The sequence below is a fragment of the Occallatibacter gabretensis genome (assembly GCF_001449115.1).
GTDB lineage: Bacteria > Acidobacteriota > Terriglobia > Terriglobales > Acidobacteriaceae > Telmatobacter > Telmatobacter gabretensis.
Genome location: NZ_LAIJ01000012.1, coordinates 520,513 through 544,161 on the forward strand (window position 1 = coordinate 520,513; position 23,649 = coordinate 544,161).

The 23,649-nt window shown below is 56.8% G+C and carries 15 protein-coding genes and 1 tRNA gene; 4 read left to right on the forward strand and 12 right to left on the reverse strand.

What is annotated here, in order from left to right; translation table 11 throughout:
• Positions 1 to 503 precede the first annotated feature (503 nt).
• The 6 genes from VO84_RS21420 to VO84_RS21445 form a co-directional block, all read right to left on the reverse strand.
• Complete coding sequence (locus tag VO84_RS21420; RefSeq protein ID WP_058189805.1) at positions 504 to 4,280, reverse strand: TonB-dependent receptor; 3,777 nt, start codon at positions 4,278 to 4,280, stop codon at positions 504 to 506.
• Between the two features lie 319 nt (positions 4,281 to 4,599).
• The gene (locus VO84_RS21425; protein WP_058189806.1) at positions 4,600 to 5,583 is read right to left on the reverse strand and encodes a transglutaminase family protein; all 984 of its coding nucleotides are present in this window, start codon (positions 5,581 to 5,583) and stop codon (positions 4,600 to 4,602) included.
• Between the two features lie 15 nt (positions 5,584 to 5,598).
• Positions 5,599 to 6,561, reverse strand: coding sequence for an alpha-E domain-containing protein (locus VO84_RS21430; RefSeq protein WP_058189807.1), 963 nt, complete (start codon positions 6,559 to 6,561; stop codon positions 5,599 to 5,601).
• 41 nt (positions 6,562 to 6,602) lie between these two features.
• On the reverse strand, positions 6,603 to 8,066 hold the full coding sequence (locus VO84_RS21435; RefSeq protein ID WP_058189808.1) for a circularly permuted type 2 ATP-grasp protein: 1,464 nt from the start codon (positions 8,064 to 8,066) through the stop codon (positions 6,603 to 6,605).
• 144 nt (positions 8,067 to 8,210) lie between these two features.
• On the reverse strand, positions 8,211 to 8,594 hold the full coding sequence (locus VO84_RS21440) for a helix-turn-helix domain-containing protein (protein WP_058189809.1): 384 nt from the start codon (positions 8,592 to 8,594) through the stop codon (positions 8,211 to 8,213).
• Positions 8,575 to 8,907 carry a type II toxin-antitoxin system HigB family toxin gene (locus tag VO84_RS21445; protein WP_058189931.1) on the reverse strand — a complete coding sequence of 111 codons (333 nt, stop codon included), beginning with the start codon at positions 8,905 to 8,907 and terminating at the stop codon, positions 8,575 to 8,577. Before VO84_RS21445 ends, VO84_RS21440 begins: the two co-directional genes overlap by 20 nt.
• Positions 8,908 to 9,001: 94 nt before the next feature.
• Between VO84_RS21445 and VO84_RS21450 the strand changes: the two genes are divergently transcribed.
• Together VO84_RS21450 and VO84_RS21455 are read left to right on the forward strand one after the other, a co-directional pair.
• Positions 9,002 to 10,927, forward strand: a complete 1,926-nt coding sequence (locus VO84_RS21450; RefSeq protein ID WP_058189810.1) for a M61 family metallopeptidase — start codon at positions 9,002 to 9,004, stop codon at positions 10,925 to 10,927.
• A 147-nt stretch (positions 10,928 to 11,074) separates the two neighbouring features.
• Positions 11,075 to 12,988, forward strand: coding sequence for a CocE/NonD family hydrolase (locus tag VO84_RS21455; protein ID WP_058189811.1), 1,914 nt, complete (start codon positions 11,075 to 11,077; stop codon positions 12,986 to 12,988).
• 440 nt (positions 12,989 to 13,428) lie between these two features.
• Here VO84_RS21455 and VO84_RS21460 read toward each other — a convergent pair whose 3' ends face one another.
• On the reverse strand, positions 13,429 to 14,559 hold the full coding sequence (locus VO84_RS21460) for an MFS transporter (protein WP_058189812.1): 1,131 nt from the start codon (positions 14,557 to 14,559) through the stop codon (positions 13,429 to 13,431).
• Positions 14,560 to 14,564: 5 nt separating this feature from the next.
• Positions 14,565 to 15,644, reverse strand: a complete 1,080-nt coding sequence (locus VO84_RS21465) for a LacI family DNA-binding transcriptional regulator (RefSeq protein WP_058189813.1) — start codon at positions 15,642 to 15,644, stop codon at positions 14,565 to 14,567.
• A gap of 117 nt (positions 15,645 to 15,761) precedes the next feature.
• Here VO84_RS21465 and VO84_RS21470 point away from each other — a divergent pair.
• Positions 15,762 to 15,851 (forward strand) — tRNA-Ser (locus VO84_RS21470).
• A gap of 39 nt (positions 15,852 to 15,890) precedes the next feature.
• On the opposite strand, the gene VO84_RS21475 is transcribed toward VO84_RS21470, so the two are convergent.
• The 4 genes from VO84_RS21475 to VO84_RS21490 all read right to left on the reverse strand — a co-directional run bounded on the left by VO84_RS21475 (position 15,891) and on the right by VO84_RS21490 (position 21,407).
• Positions 15,891 to 16,949: an aldose epimerase family protein gene (locus VO84_RS21475; protein WP_058189814.1), complete on the reverse strand. Its 1,059-nt coding sequence runs from the start codon at positions 16,947 to 16,949 to the stop codon at positions 15,891 to 15,893.
• A gap of 48 nt (positions 16,950 to 16,997) precedes the next feature.
• A complete protein-coding gene (gene araA / locus VO84_RS21480) occupies positions 16,998 to 18,479 on the reverse strand; it encodes an L-arabinose isomerase (protein WP_157440044.1) in 1,482 nt (493 codons plus the stop codon).
• 45 nt (positions 18,480 to 18,524) lie between these two features.
• On the reverse strand, positions 18,525 to 20,123 hold the full coding sequence (locus tag VO84_RS21485) for a ribulokinase (protein WP_058189816.1): 1,599 nt from the start codon (positions 20,121 to 20,123) through the stop codon (positions 18,525 to 18,527).
• Positions 20,124 to 20,375: 252 nt separating this feature from the next.
• Complete coding sequence (locus tag VO84_RS21490; RefSeq protein ID WP_058189817.1) at positions 20,376 to 21,407, reverse strand: LacI family DNA-binding transcriptional regulator; 1,032 nt, start codon at positions 21,405 to 21,407, stop codon at positions 20,376 to 20,378.
• Between the two features lie 286 nt (positions 21,408 to 21,693).
• Between VO84_RS21490 and VO84_RS21495 the strand changes: the two genes are divergently transcribed.
• Positions 21,694 to 23,571, forward strand: a complete 1,878-nt coding sequence (locus VO84_RS21495; RefSeq protein ID WP_058189818.1) for a family 43 glycosylhydrolase — start codon at positions 21,694 to 21,696, stop codon at positions 23,569 to 23,571.
• Positions 23,572 to 23,649 lie beyond the last annotated feature (78 nt).

Genomic DNA, 23,649 nt, shown 5'->3' on the forward strand with positions numbered 1-23,649 from the left:
GTCTGTGCAGCGTTGTATGGTTCCGCCGCATCTTGTGATTGCTTTTCGGCGCTGTCCTGCTCTTGCGAGGTGCAGCACAGTGGGTACGGTTTTACGTCCCAGTTCGGCTGGGATCCGTATTTGATCCAAATCTATGATCGACTCGACTGTCTTGCGTGTAATTCAGCGCCCGGAGAGCATCGGGCAACTGACTCAGTCGTAGATTTGTGTAATTTTGTCGGAATTTAGCAAAATATTCAATCAAAAAATCTACTAGGCAGGGTCAAAGGACCGTATAAAGATCTCTTATTTTATTCCATTACTGCTATATCTGCTGGATTTCGATGTTTCACTCAAACAGCACCACCGATTTCCGAACATGCTCTACCTGCTCTACCTACAGAGCGGACAGAAAGCCACTTTTGCACCGGTAGCTCCAAATTAGGTAGCAAACAAGGCTGGCAAATAGAAATGCCGGAGTCGCATACGCCACTCCGGCATCTCAAATATTTTTTTGATACAGCTTAAAAGTCGTACCGCAGCGAGCCCTGCATCACGCGCGGCTTCGAGAGCTCGGTACCGGCCTCGCCAAGCCCGGAAGAGGTCAGCTGCGCTCCAATCGACTGCGGATCGAAGCGAACGGTATTGGTAACGTCGTAGACCTCCCAGGTGAACTTGAGCTTGCCGAATTCGCCCGTCTTCCAGGTTTTGGAAAGACCGGAGTCCAGGTCGAAGTAGCCGTCTCCGCGGAAGTGATTCCGCATGCCTGCTTCGCCGGGATAGGAGAGGCGCATCGGGTTGCCTACATAAGTGCCGTTCATCGAAATGTTATCGCCATTATCAATGAACGTGTACAGCGTGGAGGCGTCAATATGGCGGTGCATTTTGATGGGCCCCGTCTGGACGGCATAGCTGGAAAGCTCCCAGTTGGTATTCCAGCCCGGATCATAGAACGAGTAAGGAAGAGCGCTCGACCAGTGGAGGCCTCCGGCAAGCTGCCATCCTCCGATGAAAGCATCGAGTATGCCGTTGGCCCTGCCCCCAATCGACTTTCCGCGGCCAAAGGGCAGCTGATAGACGTAATCGCCGGTGATGAGGTGACGAACGTCGAACTCGGAAGAGCCCCGGTTCAGGCTAGGATTCCAGGAGTTGTAGATAGCCGACAGGGAGACGCCGCCGTTGCCGCCGCCTGGGGCAAAGGAGTTGCGCTCGCTGTCCGACCCCATGTCGATCGAGTGGGCCAGGGTATAGCTGACATCGAAGGCGAGACCGTGGCTGAATGGGTGACGAAGCGTGAACTGCCCGGAGTTGTAGTAGCTGCTGCCGATGGAGGAAAGGGCAAAGAAGGAGGAGAACTGGTTCTGGAAGAAGTGAGGAACCCGGTCGGCCGGACCTCCGTCATAGCCAAGATCCAGGTCATAGATGGCGTTGGTTTCGCCGTAGGTATAGCGCGCCCATCCCCATTCGGCGTTGTAGATAGCCGTGGTGGCGGATTCGCCGTTGCCGGTAAAGTTCTTCATCCAGGGAAATACATCTTCAAAGTACGGAATGGTCGGTACGTTGGCGATGTAGTTGGCGCCGCCGTCACCGACCGAGTCGGAGAACTTCGATAGTTTATCGGCGTTGGAGAAGTAGTCGCCCCCGCCCAGCGGATCAACGTAGTTGGTAGGCTCGGCGAGATCGAGATTCTGTAGGAGATGGCGGCCAAGACGGCCCACGTAGGCAGCCTCGAACGTGAAGCCTCCGCGGAACTCGTGCTGAACGGAGAGGTTGAAGGTCTCAGAGTAAGGAGATTTGATGTGGTTATCCACGCCCGCTTTGATGGCCAGCGAATTTTCGGGATACGTGTACGGGAAGGTCGCGGAGGTAGGCGGCGCCTGTCCCAGATCGATGTTCGGCAGCGTGTTGCGATCCGTGAAACGCTGGGAAGCCGGATGCGGACAGGTGGTCTTGTCATACACCGCGCAATCACTATTAATAACGTATCTTGAGGCGGGGTTGGTCACGGAGGTGGACATGCCGTAAGAAGCCTGGCTGGACAAGGTACTCACCATGGCTTCGCCATAGTGGTCAAAGTAGATGCCGGCGCCGGCGCGGATGGAGGTGTGCGCGTCAGGAGCGAAAGCGATGGCCAGGCGCGGAGCGAAGTTGTTCTTGTTCATGGGGAAGAAGCCGGGCTTGTTATAGTATTTGCCGCCGGGACTGAAAGAGAGATCCGGCTGGTTGACCTGTCCTGCCGCTGCGGCTATTCCGCGATTCAAAAACCATTGGTGGGTGTCCACAGTGGGAAGCACTTCCTGCCCCTTTGTCTCCCAGGGGGTCTGCAGGATGGTGTAGCGGAGACCGAAGGTCAGGGTCAGGTTCGGCTGAATACGCCAGGAATCCTGCCCATAGCCCTCGTACTCGTTGGCCTTGAAGTGGCGCTCAACTGGAACGCCTTCCGACAGCGCGGTAGCCGCGGTGGCGGAGTCCAGATGATAGTTGTAGTTGTTGGTGCGTGAAGGAATGGCGCCAACAAGGTCCGTATAGGCCCACTTGTAATTAGTCTCAAAGCCGCTGTTGACCAGGCTGTTACCATCTCCGCCCATGGGTTCGGGAGCATTGCCGGAAAACCATGAGGGATTGGTGCTGGCGCCATCGTAGGAATTGGCATCGGAAAGGCTGTTATGGCTGATGCCGCGCCAGTTGAAGCCGAATGACAGCGCATGATTGCCCTTGGTCCACGAGAGGGTTTCCACAATGTTGTTGACTGGGGTGTTGCTGATCGAGCTGCGCGACTCCGAGGTAGGCGAGGAGACGCCGCGGAAGTCCACATAATCCCCTTTTCCAACACCGGAGGAGCCGCCGCCCGCGCGGATAAAGCCATAGCGGAAATCATTGATGAGATTTTGCTTGAGGGTCCAGGTATGGCCGGCTATGATGCCGCGGTTATTGGCAACCGTGAGGCTGGAAGGTCCCGCGCCTGGGAACTGCTCCGTACCAATCGTCGTATCACCCTGCAACTGGCCGCGGACAAAGATGCTCTGCCTCGACGAGGGTTGGTAATCCAGGCGCGCTATATAGGTATCTCTATTTATTGGATTATGAGAAGAGAAAGTATACGTGCCTAAGTTATAGGGCACGCCTCCGGTGGCGTCGCCTCCGGATGGAACGTTTGCCGTCGGCATGGACTGTAAGTACTTGAGCGAGTTAGGATTGGGTCCCGGCGGATTCGGATAAGCAGTGGAATTGCAGATGACGGTGCAGCCGCTATCGATAGCGGCCACATCGCCAGGCTGGAGCTGCTGCTTGTTTCCGTTCACATCCTGGTAGCTGAGGATGCCATTCTTAAAGTCATCAGTCGCAGTAGTCTGGGAGACCTGGGCATTTTCCGCCAGACGCCAACCCTCATAGTTCATGAAGAGAAAGAGCTTGTCTTTCTTGATGGGCCCGCCCAGGTCGGCGCCGAAGATGTTGCGGATGAGCTTGCCAGGGATATTGGGCTCGCCGTTACCTACCTGCGCATTCTTATTAAACCAGTCGTTGCCATCAAGGCCATTGCGCATGTACTCGTAGGCGGCACCATGGATCCTGTTCGTGCCCGATTTGGTGATCATCGAGACTTGAGCGCCGGAGGAGCGGCCGGAGTCAGAGTTGCCGCCCGCCGTAACGACACGGAATTCCTGAATGGCATCCTGCGTCTGGCGGAGTACGCCGGTGAAAGCTGTGCCGTTGATCTGATCGTTGTCGTCGATACCGTCGATCGTGATGTTGCCCTGATCAGAGCGACCACCGTTGACTGCGCCGGAGCGCGAGTCATCGGTACCAGGAAGATAGAGAACGCCGGGCTGGAGCGCAAGCAGGTCAGGCACATTGCGTGTTTCGGATGGAATGTCCTGAATCATGGTGTTGTCCATGGAGTTGCCCAGTGTGGCGTCGGATGTGTTGAGTGTCTGCGCCGCAGCGGAAACGTCCACTGTTACCGCACTGGCCTGCACCGTAAGGGCAAAGTCCACTGTGGCAGGCTGGTTCACCAGCAGCTCGGCGAACTTGGACTGGTCGCCAAACCCCATTGCAGTCGCCGTAATGGTGTACTTGGCTGGAAGAATCTGAACAAACTGATACTCACCGGCTGCATTGGCAACGGCGGTATAAGTGTGATCGGTTTCCTTTTCCGAGAGCGTAACCTTGGCGCCGGGGACGAGCGCGCCGCTGGGGTCCTTGATGGTGCCGCGAAGCGAGGTTGTCGCGTTCTGGGCAAAGAGGCAGGAAGCGGTGGAAAGGATGCAGAGAAGCATCCATCCCTTAAAGGATCGTTTCACGTCTGTTCCTCCAAAGAATGACTCATCTATGCGGCGGCATGTACTTCTGCCGTTCGCTGGAAAAGTGCTTACCACGCTGCCGTGTATTGTCAGCAGCGCGGTGATACGGTCGATCCGTCTTGCGCCACAACTGCGACGTATGCATCGCCGCCGAATGTGTCGCAATATCTTCGATTTCGTAAATCTTTGTGTAGCGGGAACCTCGAGCTATGCACCGAAAGGGGGGATAGTTCGCAATTGTGCAGGAAATTGACCGGAGATTCAATAAGAAATTTATAAGGACGGATCAAAAGATCCCATAAAGATCTTTCATTTCCTTTTATTGTTGCTGCTGCATCTGCTGAATTTCGATGGTTGGCATGACTTGTGCCACCGGTTCCTGCGCCCGCTCCACCAGTACAGACCAGTCCTCTGGAATCGGCAGGTTGCGGTCCAGTTCGGGAGCCTTTTCACCGGCCTCCACATGCACCGCCACATACAGCTCGCTCTCCGTCTTGCCGCGAAAGATGCCCCGCGTCGGCGGCACATCCGCATAATCACGGCCTACGGCGGTACGAATGTGACGATGATGCGCCACCAGGTTGTTCGTTGGATCGAAGCCAACCCACCCGAGATACGGAAGCAGCACATCCACCCATGCATGCGTTGCATCGGGCGTCGAACGGTCATGGTCTTCGCGGCTCCGGTACAAATAGCCGGAAACATACCGCGCCGGAATCCCTACATGTCTCAGGAGCGCAATCATCGTATGCGCAAAGTCCTGGCAGACACCCATGTGGCTTTCAATCGCGAGATCAATCGGCGAGTCCACGCGCGTGGACTTCGGCACATATTCAAAATATTCAAAGAGCCTTTGATTCAGCTCATGCACCAGCATCATAGGATCATCGCGACGCCTCACCTCCAGCTTGCCGGCAAGCTCCAGCAACGCTGCTGACTCTATCGCGTAGGTCGAAGGAAGCAGCATCTCGGAGTAATCGCCGCCCTGCACCATCTCATCAAGCGCTCTCCACGCATCCGGAGACAGAAATGCGGGCACATCCGCAGCCGTCTGCTGCTCCACAATGCTCTCCGCCACAATGATGAGCTGCGTGTGGTCACCCGGAATGTCGAAGTGATGTACATTGTTGCCGAGATGGTCGCGATAGGTAAAGACGCGGCAGCGCGGGCTCACTGACAGCGAAAACGCCAGGCAATGCTGCAACGCATCCGATCGCGGATGCATACGCGTTTCCATGATGCTCTCGCTGATGGGCCGCGAATAGCGAAAGCGGGTCAAATGCCGTATCGAATAAAAATTCATGCTCGCTCTCGCCTCTTACACCGTCAGGGCTGACTGAATGGAATAATGCACATAATGCCCATAAATCTGCTCGTGAATTGCCATGCACTGCACTCGGATCGAGTGCAGAAATGCAGCCGCATCACCGGAGATAATTTCGTTCACGGTCGTGTATCCCAACATCGCATGGAGTCGCCCGATCGCCGCGCGCAGCTCTTCCGGCGGCCGCCGTCCTCCACTGCGCTGAATCGAGTCAATCGCCTGCAGACTCCCCTCGATACAGTAGCGAATCGCATGAGGAAAATCACGATTGAGAACCAGAAATTCAAGAATGCGATCTGCATCGATATCAGCCGTATAAACCTGACAGTAAGCCTCAAATGCAGTGCAGCACCGCAGCAGCCCCACCTGTTCCAGGTACTTGTAACCGGAGTGTTCGTGATCCGGCAGACTCAGAAGGTCGGGGTGAAAGACCTCCAGCAGCGTAGCCGTTGCATACGCGCGCTCCAGGTATCGCCCCAGCCGGATAAACTGCCACCCCTGCCCATGCAGCATTGTCGTATCGGTCACACCCTTGAACAGATGAATCCCGTCCAGCACGCCTGCCAGCACATCACTCAGATTGTCGCGCGCCTGCAGTTGTGTGTTTGGCGAGTGCACGTGATGAAAAAGCCGGTTCAGCCTCTGCCACTGTTCGCTTGAGATCTCTTCTCTCACCTGCCGTGCATTCTCACGCGCGCAATTCACGCAGTAAATCACCGATGCATGATTCGATGTATCAAAAACCAACCCGCGTGTCATTGCTTCCAGATCGCCGTTCCACTCCAGACCCGTCGGCCTGCCCAGGGATGCCACAAAACGCTTCCATCGTGTCTCCGCGCTTGCCTCACCGGGATCCAGCATCAGGTTCATCGTCACATCCAGTTGGCGCGCGGTATTCTCCGCCCGCTCCAGGTAACGGCTCATCCAGTAGAGGCTGTCGGCAACCCGGCTCAGCATCCGCGCATTCTCCCGATCTCCGTGCTTGCTTCCGAAATCAATTAATCCTGCAATACCCATGTATCTTTACTGCCGCCGCCCTGCGATGAGTTCACTACCAGCGAACCCTTTTCCAGAGCCACCCGCGTCAATCCTCCAGGCACAATGTTCACCTTGTCGCCAAATAAGATGTAAGGCCGCAGATCCACATGCCGCGGCTCCAGTTGGTCGCCTATCAAACATGGCGCCCTCGAAAAATCCAGCGTTGGCTGCGCAATATAGTTCCGCGGATTCGCCTCGATCCTCTGTGCAAATTCCTCCCGCTGCGCTGCCGTCGAGTGCGGCCCGATCAGCATCCCATAACCGCCGCTCTCGCCCACAGCCTTCACTACCAGCTTGTCCAGATTCGCCAGCACATGCTTCCGTTCCTTCTCGTCCGTCATCAGGAACGTCTCCACATTTGGCAGAATCGGATCTTCGTCCAGGTAATAGCGGATAATCTTCGGCACATACGCATACAGCGCCTTGTCGTCCGCCACGCCTGTACCGAATGCATTCGTTACCGTCACATTGCCCGCGCGATACGCATTGAACAATCCCGAGCAGCCCAGGATCGAATCCGGCCTGAACACAAGCGGATCGCTGAAGTCGTCATCCACGCGCCGGTAAATCACATCCACGCGCTTCAGCCCGTCCGTCGTCCGCATGTACACAATGTTGTCGTGCGTAACCAGGTCGCGGCCTTCCACCAGGTCAATGCCCATCTGGCGCGCCAGGTACGTGTGCTCAAAATAAGCTGAGTTAAAAACACCCGGCGTCAGCAGCACGATATTCGGCTCCGGCCTTCCCTCCGGCGCAAGTGACCTCAACGTCGATAGCAAGAGCTGCGGATAGCGCTCAATCGGCCGCACGCCGTAGTTGTGAAAGAGCTGCGGGAAAGTCCGCTTCATCACTCTTCGGTTCGTCAGCATATAGCTCACGCCGCTGGGCACGCGGAGATTGTCCTCGAGCACCACAAACTCGCCCGTATTCAATCGCAGCAGGTCTGACCCAATCACTGCGATATACACATTCCGCGGCACCTGCAGCCCGCGCATCTGCCGCCGGAACTGCTTGCAGCTGTACACCAGCTCCTGCGGCACCACCTTCTCGTTCAGAATTCGCGCGTCCGAATAAATATCCCGCAGAAAGTGGTTCAGCGCCGTAATGCGCTGCGTCAGCCCGCGCTCAATGTGCTCCCACTCCCGCGCCGTAATCAGCCTCGGCAGCATGTCGTAGGGAAATATCCGCTCGGTCCCCTCGTCGCGCCCATAAACCGTGAAGGTAATGCCTTGCGTCAGAAACGAAATATCCGCTGACTGCTTTCTCCGCTTCAGCTCGTCTGTCGGCAGCTTCGCCAGCGTCTCCGCCAGCGCGCAGTAATGCTCGCGAAGTTCACCGTTCGGCTCGCGCATCTCGTCAAAGGCGTCGTCAAGCGGATAGTCGCCCAACAGGCCTTCCAGCTCCGCAATGGGACCAGCGCTCATGGACAGAGGAGAACTTCCTTTGCTGCAAATTCAAGGTGCAGGCTTCCTTCACCGGGCAAAAGCCGCATCTGTCTGCTCCCTGTTCTTCTGCTTGTAACATGCGGGACCTAAGGGAGCAATCAGGAAGCAAAAGCAAACCGGCTCTCAAGCAGCCTTTTTTCTACGACGGGGATGCACTGGCTGAATTAGGACCTCCGCCGGTATATGCAATTCCGCATTTAACCGCCGAATCATCGCTAGCGAAAGCGCGCGATCACCACGCATCACCTCATAGACGCGAGTGCGGTTGCCGAGGATGCCGATGAGCGCTTTCACATCCTCTCCCTGCTGCTCAAGGCGAAATTTAATCGCTTCAATCGGGTCAGGCAGGTCAATAGGAAAATTCGCTTCTTCATAGGCTTCGACCAGAGTCATCAGAACTTCGAGACGATCACCTTCCGCAGTGCCTTCCGCAGTGTTCCACAAGCGTTCAATCTCACGCAGAGCGGCCTCATGGTCAGCGTTAGTCTTAATTGGCTTCAGGTCCATATTCAATTGCCCTCACATCTATCGAGTCATATTCCTTGTGCGTTCCGATCCACTTAATAAAGACACTGGCGCGCATATAGTTCACTGCGACAACCAGCCGATACGAATTGCCCTTAATGTTGAACACAACCCGATCCCCGCCCACAATGCTCGCATGCGCATAGCTTCTCTTAACATCCGCCGATGACTTCCAGGCAGCCCGCCGAACTTCATGGAACCATGCATCCAGCGCCGACTTCACCGCAGGCTGGTCTTTATGGCCTGCCAGTTTCTCTACGGACTTGGTTAGGGTGTTTCGCGAAAACACTCGCACCAGAAGACAATACCATGTTCCCATTTTGGGTACAACCCAATCACATGCAGGGCCCGCTCGCCCCGTGCGATACCCTTTCTTCACAGGAGTATTCATGCACACGTTCCGCTTCCCTGCCCGTCTCGGCGCGCTTGCCCTTAGCGCCCTTGCTTCGCTCGCAGTCGCGCAAAAAACGCCCATTCAGATCACCGCCGATCTCACCGACGCCCCGCGCAAGCTCTATCACGCCGAAGTCGACATCCCCGTCACCGGCGGCCCAGTCACCCTCACCACTCCCCAGTGGATCCCCGGCAACCATCGTCCCACCGGCCCTGCTGAAGACATCACCGGCGTCGTCTTCACCGTCGATGGCAAGCCCGTCGAGTGGCGTCGCGACGATGTCGATCTCTACCAGTTCCACGTCAACGTTCCCAAAGGCGCAACCACTCTCCACGCGCATCTCGATTGCATCGTCCTCGCTCGCGTCACGCAGAAGATGGCCGTCCTCGAGTGGGAAAAACTCCTGCTCTATCCCGCGCACACGCCAGTCCGCGACATTCCCATCCAGCCCTCGTTGAAAGTCCCCGCCGGTTGGGGAGTCGGCACCGCACTGCAGCCGGAAGGCGCATCCTCCTGGCCCGTCCCCGCCGCCGGAAGCACCACAAAATTCGCCGTCACCAGCGTCGAGCAGCTGGAAGACTCGCCCATCATCTCCGGCCAGTACTTCCACGAGTTTCCCCTCGCCCCTCAGATCAAGCCCGCGCACTATCTCGACGTCGTCTCCGACGATCCCGAAGACTCAAAGATGCGTCCTGCCACACTGGCTGAAGTCGCAAATCTCGTCCGCGAAGCCGACTCGCTCTACGCCTCGCATCACTACAACGTCTACCACTTCCTCCTCACGCTCTCTGACATCGCCGGCGGTGAGGGCCTGGAGCATGGCCAGTCCTCTGACAACGGCGTCGGCGAAAAAGGCTTTGCCGATGACGCCCACCAGCTCGCCGAATCCGATCTGCTCGCCCATGAGTTCACCCACTCCTGGAACGGCAAATATCGCCGTCCCGTCGGCCTCTATCAGCCTGACTTCGCCACCATGCAACAGGGCGCTCTGCTCTGGGTCTATGAAGGCATGACGCAGTATCTCGGCAACGTCCTCGCCGCTCGCTCCGGCCTCAAATCCCAGGCCCAGTACCGCGATCTGCTCGCCTCAAGCGCCGCCAGCCTGGACTATAAAGTAGGCCGCGAATGGCGCTCCACCGGAGACACCGCCATCTCCGCCAGCATCCTCCGCGGCGGCAACCCCGCATGGTCCAACTGGAAGCGCGGACAGGACTACTACCAGGAAGGCGAGCTCCTCTGGCTCGACGCCGACACACTCATCCGCAAGCTCACCGACAACAAAAAATCCCTCGACGACTTCCAGAAGATCTTCCTCGCCAAGGGCGGCACCACTGGCCCACTCATCGTCCCCTACAACTTCGATGAGCTAGTCACGGATCTCAATCAGGTCACGCCCTACGACTGGGCCAAATTCCTTCACGACCGCGTGGACCACATCAATCCTCGCGCCGATCTCGAAGGCATCGAGCGCGGCGGCTACAAGCTCGTCTACAAAGACAAGCCCTCCGCCTCATCCCGCATGGTTGCAGCGGCATACGCGCGTTACGGCTTCGGCATCGATGTCTGGTACTCGCTCGGCATCCGCATCGGCGGCGAAGGAACCATCTCCGACGTCCGCTGGAACGGCCCCGCCGACAAGGCCCGCCTCGCTCCCGGCTACAAGGTCCTGGCCGTCAACGGCCGCACCTTCTCTGCCGATGCCCTTAAGGGCGCCATCGACGCCGCCAAAGGCAACAGCGAACCCATCCACCTCGTTGTCCAGTCCGAAAGCTATGTCAACAACTTCGACATCGACTACCACGACGGCGAGCGCTATCCCGTCCTCGAGCGCACTGAAGGCACGCCCGCTTACCTCGACGACATCACCAAGCCCCTAACCACCCCGGAAAAGGCCCCGGAAGCGAAGAAAGCTGAAGAGTAGAACCGTCTAATCCGCACCCTTGTGGCTCGCCTGGCGCAAGGGTGCGCATATTTATAGCCTTTCTCTTTTTATCTATAACCCTATTCCCTTATCCCTATTCCCTGTTCCCTGCTTTACTCTGTTCTCTCAAGGAGATTCCAGACTTTCATGCACAGACTTCTCTGTCGCACCCTGGCCGTTCTGGCCCTCTGCACCTTCGCGCTCGCCAAACTTCCCGCGCAAGATGCAACAGAAAACTTCGTCAAATCCCACTACACCAAGTACGAATTCCGCATCCCCATGCGTGACGGCAAGCGTCTCTTCACCTCTGTCTACGTGCCCAAGACCGGCGCATTCTCCGACGCAGGCCCGTATCCCTTCCTCATGGATCGCACACCGTACAGCGTCGGTCCTTATGGTGAAGACCAATACCCAATGCACCTCGGCCCGTCAGACGAGTTCGAAAAGGGCGGCTACATCTTCGTCTATCAGGATGTTCGCGGCCGCTGGATGAGTGAAGGCGATTTCGTCGAGATGCGTCCACACATCGACGATAAAAAAGGTCCGCAGGACGTCGATGACGCCTCCGACACACACGACACCATCGACTTCCTGCTCAAGAACGTGCCCGGCAACAACGGCAAAGTCGGCATCTGGGGCATCTCCTACCCCGGCTTCTATACCTCAGCCTCGATGATCGACTCCCACCCCGCACTCGTTGCCGCCAGCCCGCAGGCGCCCATGACAAACCTCTTCAAGGGGGACGATGCCTACCACGGCGGAACCTTCATGCTGGAAGCAAACTTCGGCTTCTACGTCTTCTTCAAGCCTCAGCACAATCCTGAAGATCCCGCACACGCCCAGCGCGATAACTTCGACTTCGGCACCCCCGATCACTACCAGTGGTATCTCAAGGCCGGCAGCCTCGCCGACATGGAAGCCAAATCTCTCAAGGGCTCCAACTGGCTCTACAACGACCAGTTCCAGCACGACACCTACGACGCCTACTGGAAATCCCGCGACCTTGCGCCGCACATGAAGAACGTCAAATGCGCCGTGCTCGTTGTCGGCGGCTGGTATGACGCGGAAGATCTCGCCGGTCCCTACGGTACCTTCTACGCCGTCAACAAATTCAATCCTGAAACCCCCACCACGCTCGTCGAAGGCCCCTGGGTCCACGGCGGCTGGGCGCGCGGCGATGGCTCTCACCTCGGCGACGCGCAATTCAACGCCAAGACAGCCGAATACTTCCGCGCCAACATCCAGTTCCCCTTCTTCGAGCACTATCTCAAAGGCAAATCCGCAGGCGCGCAGCCCAAGGCTGTCGTATTTGAAACTGGAACCAACGTCTGGCGCAGCTTCGATGCGTGGCCGCCAAAAGCCGCCCAGCCAAAGACGCTCTACTTCCACGCCAACGGCAAGCTCAGCTTCGATGCTCCTGCCGATGCAAAGGGCTTTGACGAATACGTCAGCGACCCCAACCATCCCGTTCCCTTCGTCGGCTACACCACAGACACCGTGCCGCAGCGTTACATGGTTGACGATCAGCGCTTCGCCAGCTATCGCCCGGACGTTCTCGTCTACCAGACCGAGCCTCTTGAAGAAGATGTCACCATCGCCGGCCCAATCGCACCTAAGCTGAAAATCGCGAGCTCCGGTACGGATTCGGACTTCGTCGTCAAGCTCATTGACGTCTACCCCGATGACGCACCCGACGTCGAAGGCAGCGGCAACAAGCGCATTCTCGACTCAGCCCCGCTCCACATGGGTGGCTACCAGCAGCTTCTGCGCGGCGAGCCATTCCGTGCAAAATTCCGCAATAGCTGGGAGAAGCCCGAAGCCCTCACGCCCGGCAAGCAGACAGCGATCGACTTCACCATGCCGGACCTCTTCCACACCTTCCGCCGCGGCCATCGCATCATGGTGCAGGTGCAGAGCACATGGTTCCCGCTCACAGACCGCAACCCGCAAACCTTTACCGACATTCCGCACGCCAAACCGGAGGACTTCGTAAAGGCAACCGAGCAGGTCTTCCATCAGAAAGACGCAGCAAGCGGCGTCGAAGTGCTCGTCATGCCTTAAGGCAGACCGCACAAGGCACGTTACTTTAGTCCATTGTCCTTTCGTAATGAAACCTCGCTCAGATAGTTTGCATAAAATTACCGCCGTTTATGCCACACTCATAATCAGCAGCGGAAAAAGGCCCGATGGACAAATCGGGCCTTTCTTAATTTAGGGAATTCATCTCCCGAAAAAAAAGGAAAAAAAACAAATTTCTTTGGGAAAAGTAACCACTTTTTGCCAATCTATTGCACAATTAGTTAACAGCAGGAAATCGAGTCACTCAACTGAATCTAAAGGGATTTACATACTTAACTCCCTGCATGATCCTCTCGGCTAACTTGCTGACTCGCCACCGCGCAAAGCGCGGCTAACCTGCTAATAAACAAATCCGGATGCTCAGGCCGTCTCTCCCCCTGCCTCACACTTTCAGTAAATCTGTAACGGCCTCGCGAGCTGCCTCAGGCTTCCGTCTTCTGCCGCATCCGCACCAGCGGCATCAGGCAAATCATCACCACCAGCGCGGCTGGTACCGTACAGAGTCCCAACCGCAAGCTGTTTGCACTCGATGAAACCAGCCCTGTCACCCACGGTAGTGCCGATCCACCAAATCCGGCCACGAAAAGCACCCACCGCGAATGCTTCACCTGTGCCCGCGCAAAAAACCTTGAGATCAGCAGCGGAAACACCGGCGCCAGCGCCGCACCGAGCAACAGCATCGCTACCGGAGCCACTCCTGTAAAGCTAACCAGTGCCCCTGCCGCCAACAGCGCGGCCACAACCATCACACTCAGCACACGCATGGCATTCATGCGCGTAAGCAGCAGCGCAAAGAGTCCTCGCGAAGCCAGAAACCCGCACCAGTACAACGAAGAAGATGCCGCCGCCTTCGCCGCTCCCGTGCTCGCCACGCGCATCGCATAAGAAGCCATCCACGTCGCCGTCGTGTTCTCAATCCCCACTTCAAGAAAAGCCAGAAACGCGAACAGCACAACAACGCCCCACGGCCCCATTCCGGATTCAGTCTCGCGCTCCCCAGCCGCTACAACCGCTTCCTCTGGTGGTTCTTGCAGCCCGAGCCAGCACGCCACCGCAGCCACAACAGCAGCCACAGCCAGCAGCCCATACGCCGTGCGCCATCCATGCCCCGCCAGCACCCGCGCCGCCAACAGCGGAGCAGCCAGCGCGCCAGCGCTCCACGTAAAATTCAGCAGCGTCAGCGGAGCGGCCGTCTCGCCCGCAAACGCCCGCCCCGCGTACATACTCACCGCCGTCATGGGAACGCCCACACCCACGCCCATCGCAAAAAACAGCACCGGCAGCAGCGCAGATCCGCCCGCAGCAATCCCCCAGCACACCACCGCAGTCAGCAGAAAGCCCGCCGTCAGCATCCGCACATGACGCCCCACGCAGACCAGCGCACCCAGCGGCGTTCCAATGTAGTAGCAGAGAAACAGCGTCCCCGACCGGCTGTCCGACAACCCAAAGGAAGCCGCAATCGCCGGCAGCAGCGCCCCGCCGATCGCATGCAGCACACCCGTCAGCCCAAACGCCGCATGAAGAACAACCAGCCTGCCCTTGTGCATCTTCATGCGCCTTAGCTTCGTTTGTTTCGGTTCCGCTTCGGATTCGGCGGACACGTCGACTCGCGAATCACCAACTCCGGATGAATGGGCACAATATCAGGAAACGTAGCCTGTCCCCGAATTCTCTGCAGCAGAATCCGCGCCGCCACCGCTCCCATCTGGTTCAGCGGCTGGCGTATCGTCGTCAGGCTCGGGTTGTGAAATGCTGCTCCCTGAATATCGTCAAAGCCCACAACCGAAATATCTTCCGGCACCCGCAGCCCGTGATTCATCAATGCGCGAATCGCCCCAATCGCCGCAATGTCGTTATAGGCCAGCACCGCCGTAAAATCCACACCGCGAGCAATCAGTTCATTCATCGGTCCAAACCCCAGCTCAGGCGTTGAAACGCGCAGTTCCAGCACCACGCATCGCTCCGGTGCTACCTCAATCTTCAGGTCTTTCGCCACCGCCATCAGGCAGTTCCACCGGTCGTCCGCATCAGAGCTGTGGCTGCCACCGCGCATAAACGCAATCTTGCGGTGCCCCAGCTGATACAGGTGCCGCAGCGCCAACTCCGCCGCGCGCTTCTGGTCCAGCACCACATTCGTCACGCCCTCGATCTTTCTATGCCCCGCCACCACCACCGTCGGCAGGCTCAGCGCTTCCTCCAGAACCGTGTCGATAAAGACGAATCCCTCCACGGAGCGGTCCATCAGCAGCCGCGGATACTCCTGGATCAGGTCCGGCTTTCTCCGGTGGCTCGCTGTCAGGTAAAAGTACCCTTCCTCCATCAGGACTTCCTCTACCCCCGCCATCACCTGCGTCGCATAGCTGTCATTCAGTTCCGGCACCAGCACGCCGATTGAAAAACTCTGCCGCTTCCTGAGCGACCGCGCATAAAAGCTCGGCCGATAGTCAAACTTTGCCGCAGCCTCCATCACCCGGTCCCGCGTGTCTTGCGGAATCGACCGCACTCCCGGTGCATTGTTCAGCACCAGCGAAATCGTCGCCGGCGAAAGATTCAGATACTCGCCCAGTGTCTTCAGGCTGATTGGCTGTCCCGGCTGAGGACTTCGTGGATTGCTTCCCGATGGAGCTTTCTTAGGCATCTCTTTCTATGGGCCCCCGCGACAGTCTTAATTGCGGCTGTCCGCGCAACGAAAGAATACGCCATCGTTCTGGCCCCGTCCCCGCATTCCCAAGTACAATCAAATCAGTCCTGCCGCGGAGAGGTGGCCGAGCGGTTTAAGGCAGCGGTCTTGAAAACCGCCGAACCTTTACGGGTTCCGTGAGTTCGAATCTCACCCTCTCCGCCATATTCCTGAATATCAATAATTTAAACCCATCTATCAGAATCACTCCTGCACGCCAAATTCAAAAATTGTGGTGCTATGAAGCATTTGCCCCGGACGCAAAATCGTAGACGGAAACTCCGCCTCATTGGGAGAATTCGGGAAGTGCTGTGTCTCCAGGCAAAACCCCGCATATTTTTCATACGGTCTTCCATCGCTGTCGATCACTGACCCATCCAGAAAATTGCCGGAATAGAACTGCACGCCCGGCTCCGTGGTTGAGACGGTGAGCGTTCGGCCACTATGGGGATCAAACGCTTTGGCAGCCAGCCGCAGTCCCTCTCCATTGAGAACAAAATTGTGATCGTACCCGCCCGCCAGCTTCAACTGCTCGTCTTCACTCTGGATACGCTCCCCAATACGATGGCTCTGTCTGAAATCAAGAGGCGTCCCGCTGACCGGCGCAAGCACTCCGGTAGGAATCATCACGGCATCGATCGGCGTGTAACGATCCGCGTTCAGCATCAACTCATGATCGAGCACGGTGCCACCACTTCTACCCGCCAGGTTGAAATAGCTATGATTCGTCAGATTCACCACCGTAGGCTTATCTGTTGTGGCAGTGTATTCAATCCGAAGACTTGAAGACTCCAGAGTGTAGCGAACATGCACTGTGAGCGTGCCAGGAAAGCCCATGTCGCCATCCGGGCTGACGAGGGTGAACTCGACTCCGTTGGGAATGATGGCGGCACTCCATACCTTACGGTCAAAGCCGATCGTGCCGCCATGCAGCGCGTAGTCACGATGACGCGAGGGGATGTGATAGACACTGCCGTCGATGGCAAATGTACCGTCGGCAATGCGGTTGGCATAGCGGCCAGCGATGGCCCCCATATAGGTCTTCTCATCGCGCAGATAGTCATCGAGTTTTTTGAATCCGAGCACTACATCGGCTTTTGCCCCGTTTTCGTCAGGGGCTTCAATGCTTGTAACGCAGGCCCCGAAGTTGGTGATGGAGGTCGTGAGAGAAGAATTGGAGATGGTGTAAAGATCGACCGGCTCACCATCGACCGTTCCCCAATGCGTTTTCTGTGCGACGACCAGCATGTCGAGAGCGCTCATTCGAAATTCCTCGATTAAAAACCTTGTATTGTTTCAAATGCTGCATGTTTATTGGAGTTTATATGCCGCATCGCTCCAGACAAGTTCGCGCCGCAGCAGATGAATGCGCGTTTCACTGTCGATCCGCACCAGCTCAACACCTGAGATCTCGGCAAAATCTTCCATGTGGTCCATGGTAAGCGCTTGGCTAAAGCAGGTATGGTGCGCCCCTCCAGCATAGATCCAAGCCGCCGCTGCGATTTTCAGATTGGGACGTGGGTGCCAGATCGCTCGCGCCACGGGAAGCTTTGGCAGTGGCTGCTCCGGAGGCACGACATCCACATCATTCACGATCATGCGAAAGCGATTGCCCATATCGACGATCGTTGCGACAACCGCAGGGCCAGCAGGAGCAGTAAAGACAAGGCGAACCGGATCTGCTTTGCCGCCGATGCCAAGCGGATGAACCTCAAGCGCAGGCTTGCCACTTGCAATGGATGGACAGATCTCGAGCATGTGCGATCCAAGCACCTTCGGAGTTCCTCCAAAGTCGTAGGTGTAGTCCTCCATGAACGAGGTGCCCTGCTGCAGGCCCGCCGCCATCACCTTCATGATTCGCGCCAGCGCGGCCGTCTTCCAGTCTCCTTCTCCGCCAAACCCGTATCCCGAGGCCATCAGCCTCTGCGTAGCAATGCCCGGGAGCTGTCCCATTCCATGCAGGTCTTCAAATGTATCGGTGAATGCGCCAAAGCCGCCGTCTTCGAGAAACGCACGCAGCCCCAACTCGATGCGCGCTGCCACGCCAAGCGAATCCGCACGATCATGTTCTTTGGCGATCGAATAGCTCTCGCGATACTCGGCAACCAGCTTTGCAACCTCATTATCAGAGAACTCCGCCATACGATCGGTCAGATCGCCGATCCCATAACCGGAAACGGTATAGCCAAAGACCTTTTGCGCTTCCACCTTATCGCCTTCTGTCACGGCGACATTGCGCATGTTATCCCCAAATCGCGCAACCTTCAGATGCTGTGATTCATGCCAGCCCATAGCTGCACGTGTCCAGGTCGCAATCTCGGCAATCGTCTCGGCATCCTGCCAGAAACCTACGACCACCTTTCGGGCAAGCCGCAGGCGAGCCGTGATGAATCCAAATTCCCGATCCCCGTGAGCCGCCTGATTCAAATTCATAAAGTCCATATCGATCGTGCTGTAAGGCAGCTCGCGATTGAACTGAGTATGAAGGTGAAGGAATGGCTTGTTCAGCAAGCTGAGACCGGCAATCCACATCTTCGCCGGCGAGAAGGTATGCATCCAAAGCACCAGCCCGATGCAGTTCTTTGCCGCATTCGCTTCCTGGCAGAGATCGCGAATGCCGTCGGCCGTAATCATCACTGGCTTCGCAATAACCCTCACCGGAATCGTGCTCTCGCTGTCGAAATAATTAGCGATGCGGCGCGAGTTCTCAGCGACAACACCCAGCGGACCCGGCCCGTAGAGATGCTGGCTTCCCGTAACGAACCACAGCTCCAGAGTTTCCACGCTCTTCACTGTCTCCTCCAATATATGTTTCAGCATTCTATGAATTGCATCGCATTACGCCGTGAGAATCGAGGCAGATTTCGTCTGCCGGGCCGCAATCTCACGCAACTCCCGCAACACACCGGAAAGATCCTGCGGCTTCGCAGAGCGATCACCAAAGCTGAAGTAAACGGCGCGATAAAGTTTGTATAGATCCTCATAAACAGCTGCCGCTTCAGGTTGCGGCATAAAGGCACGATGACCGGGAGCCATTTTGTCCTGGGCTGCTTCAACGGTCGGATAGATGCCGGCTGCTACGCTGGCAAAGATTCCCGATCCCACACTTGTCGGCGTCGAATCAGGAACCAGCACCGGCTTATTCAAAACATTTGCATACACCTGGTTCAGCGTTGCATTGTTCTGCGGAATGCCGCCGGCATTAATGACACGCTCGATTGGAGTTCCATATTCGCCCATGCGCTCCAGAATGATGCGGGTATGGAATGCGGTGCCTTCAATTGCTGCGAAGAGTTCATCCTGTGCTGTGTGCAGAAGGTTCCAGCCCAGCGTAATGCCACCAAGTTCGCTGTTGACCAGTACAGTTCGGTCGCCGTTATCCCATGAAAGCCGCAGCAGGCCTGTCTGCCCAGCGCGGTATTGATCGAGTCCTTCGGATAAAGCCTTCGCCGTGGTACCCGCGCGCCGCGCAATCGCCTCAAAAATATCTCCCGTAGCCGAAAGGCCCGCTTCAATGCCGGTCAAATGAGGATGAACGCTTCCGGGAACAACTCCGCAGACCCCTGGAATCAGTTGCGTCTTTTTAGCCATCGCGATGATGCAGGTGGAGGTGCCAACAACATTGACAACATCGCCTTCACGGCAGCCCGCGCCGATCGCGTCCCAATGCGCATCGAAGGCGCCAACTGGAATCGGAATGCCGGCGCGAACTCCGAGCTTCACGGCCCATTCCGGCGAAAGCGTTCCGGCAAGATGATCGGAAGTGAGAACCGCGCTCTCCATCTTCGCGCGAACCCCCTCCAACAGCGGATCAAGCTCAGAAAGAAATTCCTGCGGCGGCAAGCCACCCCATTTTTCGCCCCACAGCCACTTATGACCCATGGCGCAGGCGCTGCGTTTCACCAGTTTGGGATCTTTAATCCCGCAGAGCGTTGCAGCCACCATGTCACAGTGCTCAAATGCGGAAGCAAATGTGCCGCGCTTTTCAGGATTATGACGCAGCCAGTGAAGCAGCTTTGCCCAGCCCCACTCGTGGGAGTACACACCACCGCACCATGCAATGGCTTCGAGTTTTCGTTCATGCGCCAACTTGGTAATTTGCTGCGCCTCGTGCAGCGCACGATGATCGCACCACAAGTAGTAATCGTCGAGCGGCTCCATCGCACTATCAACAGGGATTACGCTTGAACCCGTTGTATCGAGCGCAATCGCCTGGATGCTTTCGCCGTCCACGCCTGCTTGCTTGAGCACATCCGCCATTGCCGTAACCAGTGCATTCATCTGGTCAGCGTGAGACTGAGTTGCGAAATTCGGATCTTCTTTCTTTCGCTTCAACGGATAGGAGGCAGAAGCGGTACCAAGACGGCCTCGGTCACTTTCCAGAAGCGTGACACGCGTACTCAATGTTCCAAAATCCACACCGGCAACAACTTTCATCAACGCCGCTCCTCAATCAACTGCATTCAACCTTCTATTGGACGACCAACTCCTGGGCCAGGACGCCCCGGATCATCCGTCAATAACACCGCATCATACGGAGTTGAGTGACCGTTAGCAAACGTTTTCCCGAAATCTTCCACGTGTCGCTTGAGAAAAATCTGCCCTGGCGAAACACTACTGGATGCGGATGCGCATCTCAGCGGACTTCAGTTTACTGCGTCCTTCTTCTGCCAGGCATAGGGTGACCGGTCAGGCACCATCAGCAGGGCGAAGATCCTGCATCGCGCCCGGTGGATAGCCCGTCGACTCCCGTACCACCAGGCGCGTATCAATGCTGTACTCCCGCTGAGGCGCCGTGTTTTCAACGTGAGATCGCAGGGCCGTCACGGCTGCGTGCGCCAGATCCACCCGCGACATTTGTATCGAAGTAAGAGGCGGGATCATGACGCGCGCCATCTGTACGTCGTCAAATCCGATCACAGATAGATCAGCCGGCACACGCAGCCCAGCCCTGTACGCCTTGTGCAGCACGCCAATCGCCGTCATATCGTTCGAGCACATCACGGCTGTCGGAAGCCGATTGCCGGCCAGCAACTGCTCTGTCGCCCGAATTCCGCCCTCCAGCGTGTGATCGCCTTCGATCATCCATTCAGGCTGCGGTGGAATCCCGCACTCCCGCAGCGACTGAGTAAACGCTTCAAGACGGGCATGGGCCGAGCGCAACCGGCTGGGGCCGGAAATGAATCCGATATTTCTATGACCAAGAGCCGCGAGATGCTGCACCCCTTGGCGAATTCCGTGGTGATAATCCACCTTTAGCAAGCTCACCTGCGAGCGGTCAGGACCGCTGTCGATAAAAACCAGGGGAACGTTGCGCTCGGCCAGTTGCTCGAGAAGCGGCTCTTCAATGCCAAAGGTCATCACGGCCACGCCTTCGACCTTGCGCTCCAGCATGCGCCGAATGCAAAGCTCCCAGCGCTTGGGATCGTAGTTGGTTGAGCTCACCAGGATTTCGTAGCCGTTTTCAACCGCTACATCTTCAAATCCCTGTATAAGTTCCGGAAAAAACGGATTGGTAATTTCAGAAACAATCAGACCGAAGACGCCGCTCCGTCCTGAGACAAGAGCCCGCGCCTGCGTATTCGGAAAGTAATTGAGTTCACGAATCGCATCCCACACGCGCTTCGCCATCTTGGCGTTGACCGTCGGAACGCGATTGATGGTTCTCGAAACAGTGGCAACGGAGACATTCGCCCGTTCTGCTACGGTGCGTATGTCCATCAAACCGCTTTTGGAGCCAGGACTCCGTCTTGGCTTTGGCATAAGGGTTAACCGGCTGGCGAGAATGCGTTTTCAGAATAGGAGCAATTCCAAAAAATATCAACCTTAATAAGTTGTTCTTGACAGCATACGGAAACAACATCTACTTTCAGATTTTCGAGAAAATGTTTACTCGAATCCTTCCAGCAAAACATCTTTCAGAGCCACCTTTCACGCAATTCACCTGGCAGGGCTACTTAAGTGGAGAGACGCAGATGAGTCGCATATCGCAGATGGCTCTCAGCCAATGCGGAATCCTCTTCGGGATGGTGCTGTTCAGCGCCGTCCTTCTCAACGGCTGTGGCGGCAACTCTTCCACCAGCTCCTCCGGACCCACCCAGACCACGGCCACTCCCGTCATCTCCCCCCTGGCGGCATCTACTCCTCTGCGCAGACCATCACCATAACGGACTCTACACCGGACGCGACCATTTATTACACCATTGATGGCACCACGCCCAGCGCATCATCTACCAAATACGGCGCGGCCATCTCCGTTTCTACTTCGAAAACCATTACCGCCATGGCCTTGGCCAGCGGTTACAACAACAGTCCAGTAGCCTTGGCTACATTCACCATCAACAGCGCAACGAATGATCTCGGCACGCTCACCGTGCCCGGCGCCACATATCAGTACCAGATCACGAACGCTTTCAGCGGCATGGTGCTCGGCATCAACGGCCAAAGCCAGGTTGCGGGAACCAGCGCGATTCAGGAAACCAATACAAACTCCACCGATTCGATGTGGCACTACATGCCATTCGACTACACATCGGGCCAGCAAAATGGCAGCCTCGAAAACATGCTCACCCATCAGGTCCTCGGCATATCCGGCGCGTCCACGGCCGCCGGAGCAGCAGCGCTGCAATGGGCAGACAATGGCACCAAGGACCACCTCTGGCAGTTCTATCTCCTCCAGGATGGCAACTACCTCATCAAAAATGTGAACAGTGGCCTGTACCTGGAAGACACTAACTCGGGCACAACCCCTTCCGCCGCAGTCGACCAGAACACGCGCAGCAACTGCACCTGCCAGGAGTGGGCACTGACGCAAACAAGCAACGCTGCCTATTCCATGCCGCTCACGGTCAGCGGCAACGGCGCCTCCGTGCATGATCCCAATATGCTGAAGGATTCCAGTGGAACCTATTGGCTTTACGGCACGCACCAGACCATTGCTTACTCAACCGATATGACCACCTTCACATACACAACTGCAACTTCCCCGCTCGGTGCCTGCACCACAACGCAAGGCGGACAATGGCTTGTGCAGGACGGTCATTGCCCCATTATTGGACCGGACTTCGCGTCGTGGACAGGACTGCAGACTCCAGCCTCCGATAACAATGGTTCAAATACGGATATTTGGGCGCCCGACGTAATGTACGCGAACAGTATGTACTACCAATACTATGCAATTCCTGTCGAGCCTGACACCGTAGGCGGTGAGGCAATCATCGGACTTGCCATCAGCACAACTCCCTCCGGGCCATGGAAAGATGCCGGATTCATCATCTCTTCGTGGAGCAACACCACAAACACTCCCCTTACCGGCAACTATGGATGGAACTTCGTATCCGGAACCACATACAACGCAATTGATCCGTCTCCCTTTATCGATGCCGATGGAAACTGGTGGCTGGTCTTCGGCTCATTTTATGACGGTACTCACCTGGTTCAACTGGATCCCGCCACCGGCCAGGTGAAATCGGGAGCAACCATTAGTGCTCCCATTGCCTTCCGCTACGGAGGTGAGGAAGGCCCATTCATCTATCCCTGGGTAGTTAACGGCACGCAGTATTACTATTACTTCGCGTCAGCTAACGTCTGCTGCAGCGCCACCAGCGCATACCGCATCATCGTGGGAAGATCTACCAGCCCGACAGGACCATTCGTCGATCACGGCGGGCTCGATCTGTCCAGTGCCGCCGGCGGAACGATTCTGCTGAGCACGCACACAAACATCGTCGGCCCAGGCGGAGAGAGCGTCTTTACGGACACAGTCAACGGCACTCTGACTCCAACTCTTGTCTACCATTACTACAACGGCAACGCCAACGGAGCGCCGACCCTGGGCATCAATCGGCTCGGCTTCACCTCAGATGGCTGGCCTTATGTAGAGTAGTTTGCATAGGTAACAGCGGTGCGCGCTTTCATAGTGCACCGCTGTTGTTGTCTCTAAGGAATCGTATGGGCATCGAAA

Bases quoted from the DNA above. Each gene is read 5' to 3' on its own strand.
- VO84_RS21450 (WP_058189810.1), top strand. From the start codon at position 9,002: ATGCACACGTTCCGCTTCCCTGCCCGTCTCGGCGCGCTTGCCCTTAGC.
- VO84_RS21435 (WP_058189808.1), bottom strand. From the start codon at position 8,066: ATGAGCGCTGGTCCCATTGCGGAGCTGGAAGGCCTGTTGGGCGACTAT.
- VO84_RS21495 (WP_058189818.1), top strand. From the start codon at position 21,694: ATGCGGAATCCTCTTCGGGATGGTGCTGTTCAGCGCCGTCCTTCTCAA.
- VO84_RS21440 (WP_058189809.1), bottom strand. From the start codon at position 8,594: ATGGACCTGAAGCCAATTAAGACTAACGCTGACCATGAGGCCGCTCTG.
- VO84_RS21475 (WP_058189814.1), bottom strand. From the start codon at position 16,949: ATGAGCGCTCTCGACATGCTGGTCGTCGCACAGAAAACGCATTGGGGA.
- VO84_RS21460 (WP_058189812.1), bottom strand. From the start codon at position 14,559: ATGAAGATGCACAAGGGCAGGCTGGTTGTTCTTCATGCGGCGTTTGGG.
- VO84_RS21485 (WP_058189816.1), bottom strand. From the start codon at position 20,123: ATGAAAGTTGTTGCCGGTGTGGATTTTGGAACATTGAGTACGCGTGTC.
- VO84_RS21490 (WP_058189817.1), bottom strand. From the start codon at position 21,407: ATGGACATACGCACCGTAGCAGAACGGGCGAATGTCTCCGTTGCCACT.
- VO84_RS21455 (WP_058189811.1), top strand. From the start codon at position 11,075: ATGCACAGACTTCTCTGTCGCACCCTGGCCGTTCTGGCCCTCTGCACC.
- VO84_RS21425 (WP_058189806.1), bottom strand. From the start codon at position 5,583: ATGAATTTTTATTCGATACGGCATTTGACCCGCTTTCGCTATTCGCGG.
- VO84_RS21465 (WP_058189813.1), bottom strand. From the start codon at position 15,644: ATGCCTAAGAAAGCTCCATCGGGAAGCAATCCACGAAGTCCTCAGCCG.
- VO84_RS21430 (WP_058189807.1), bottom strand. From the start codon at position 6,561: ATGCTGAGCCGGGTTGCCGACAGCCTCTACTGGATGAGCCGTTACCTG.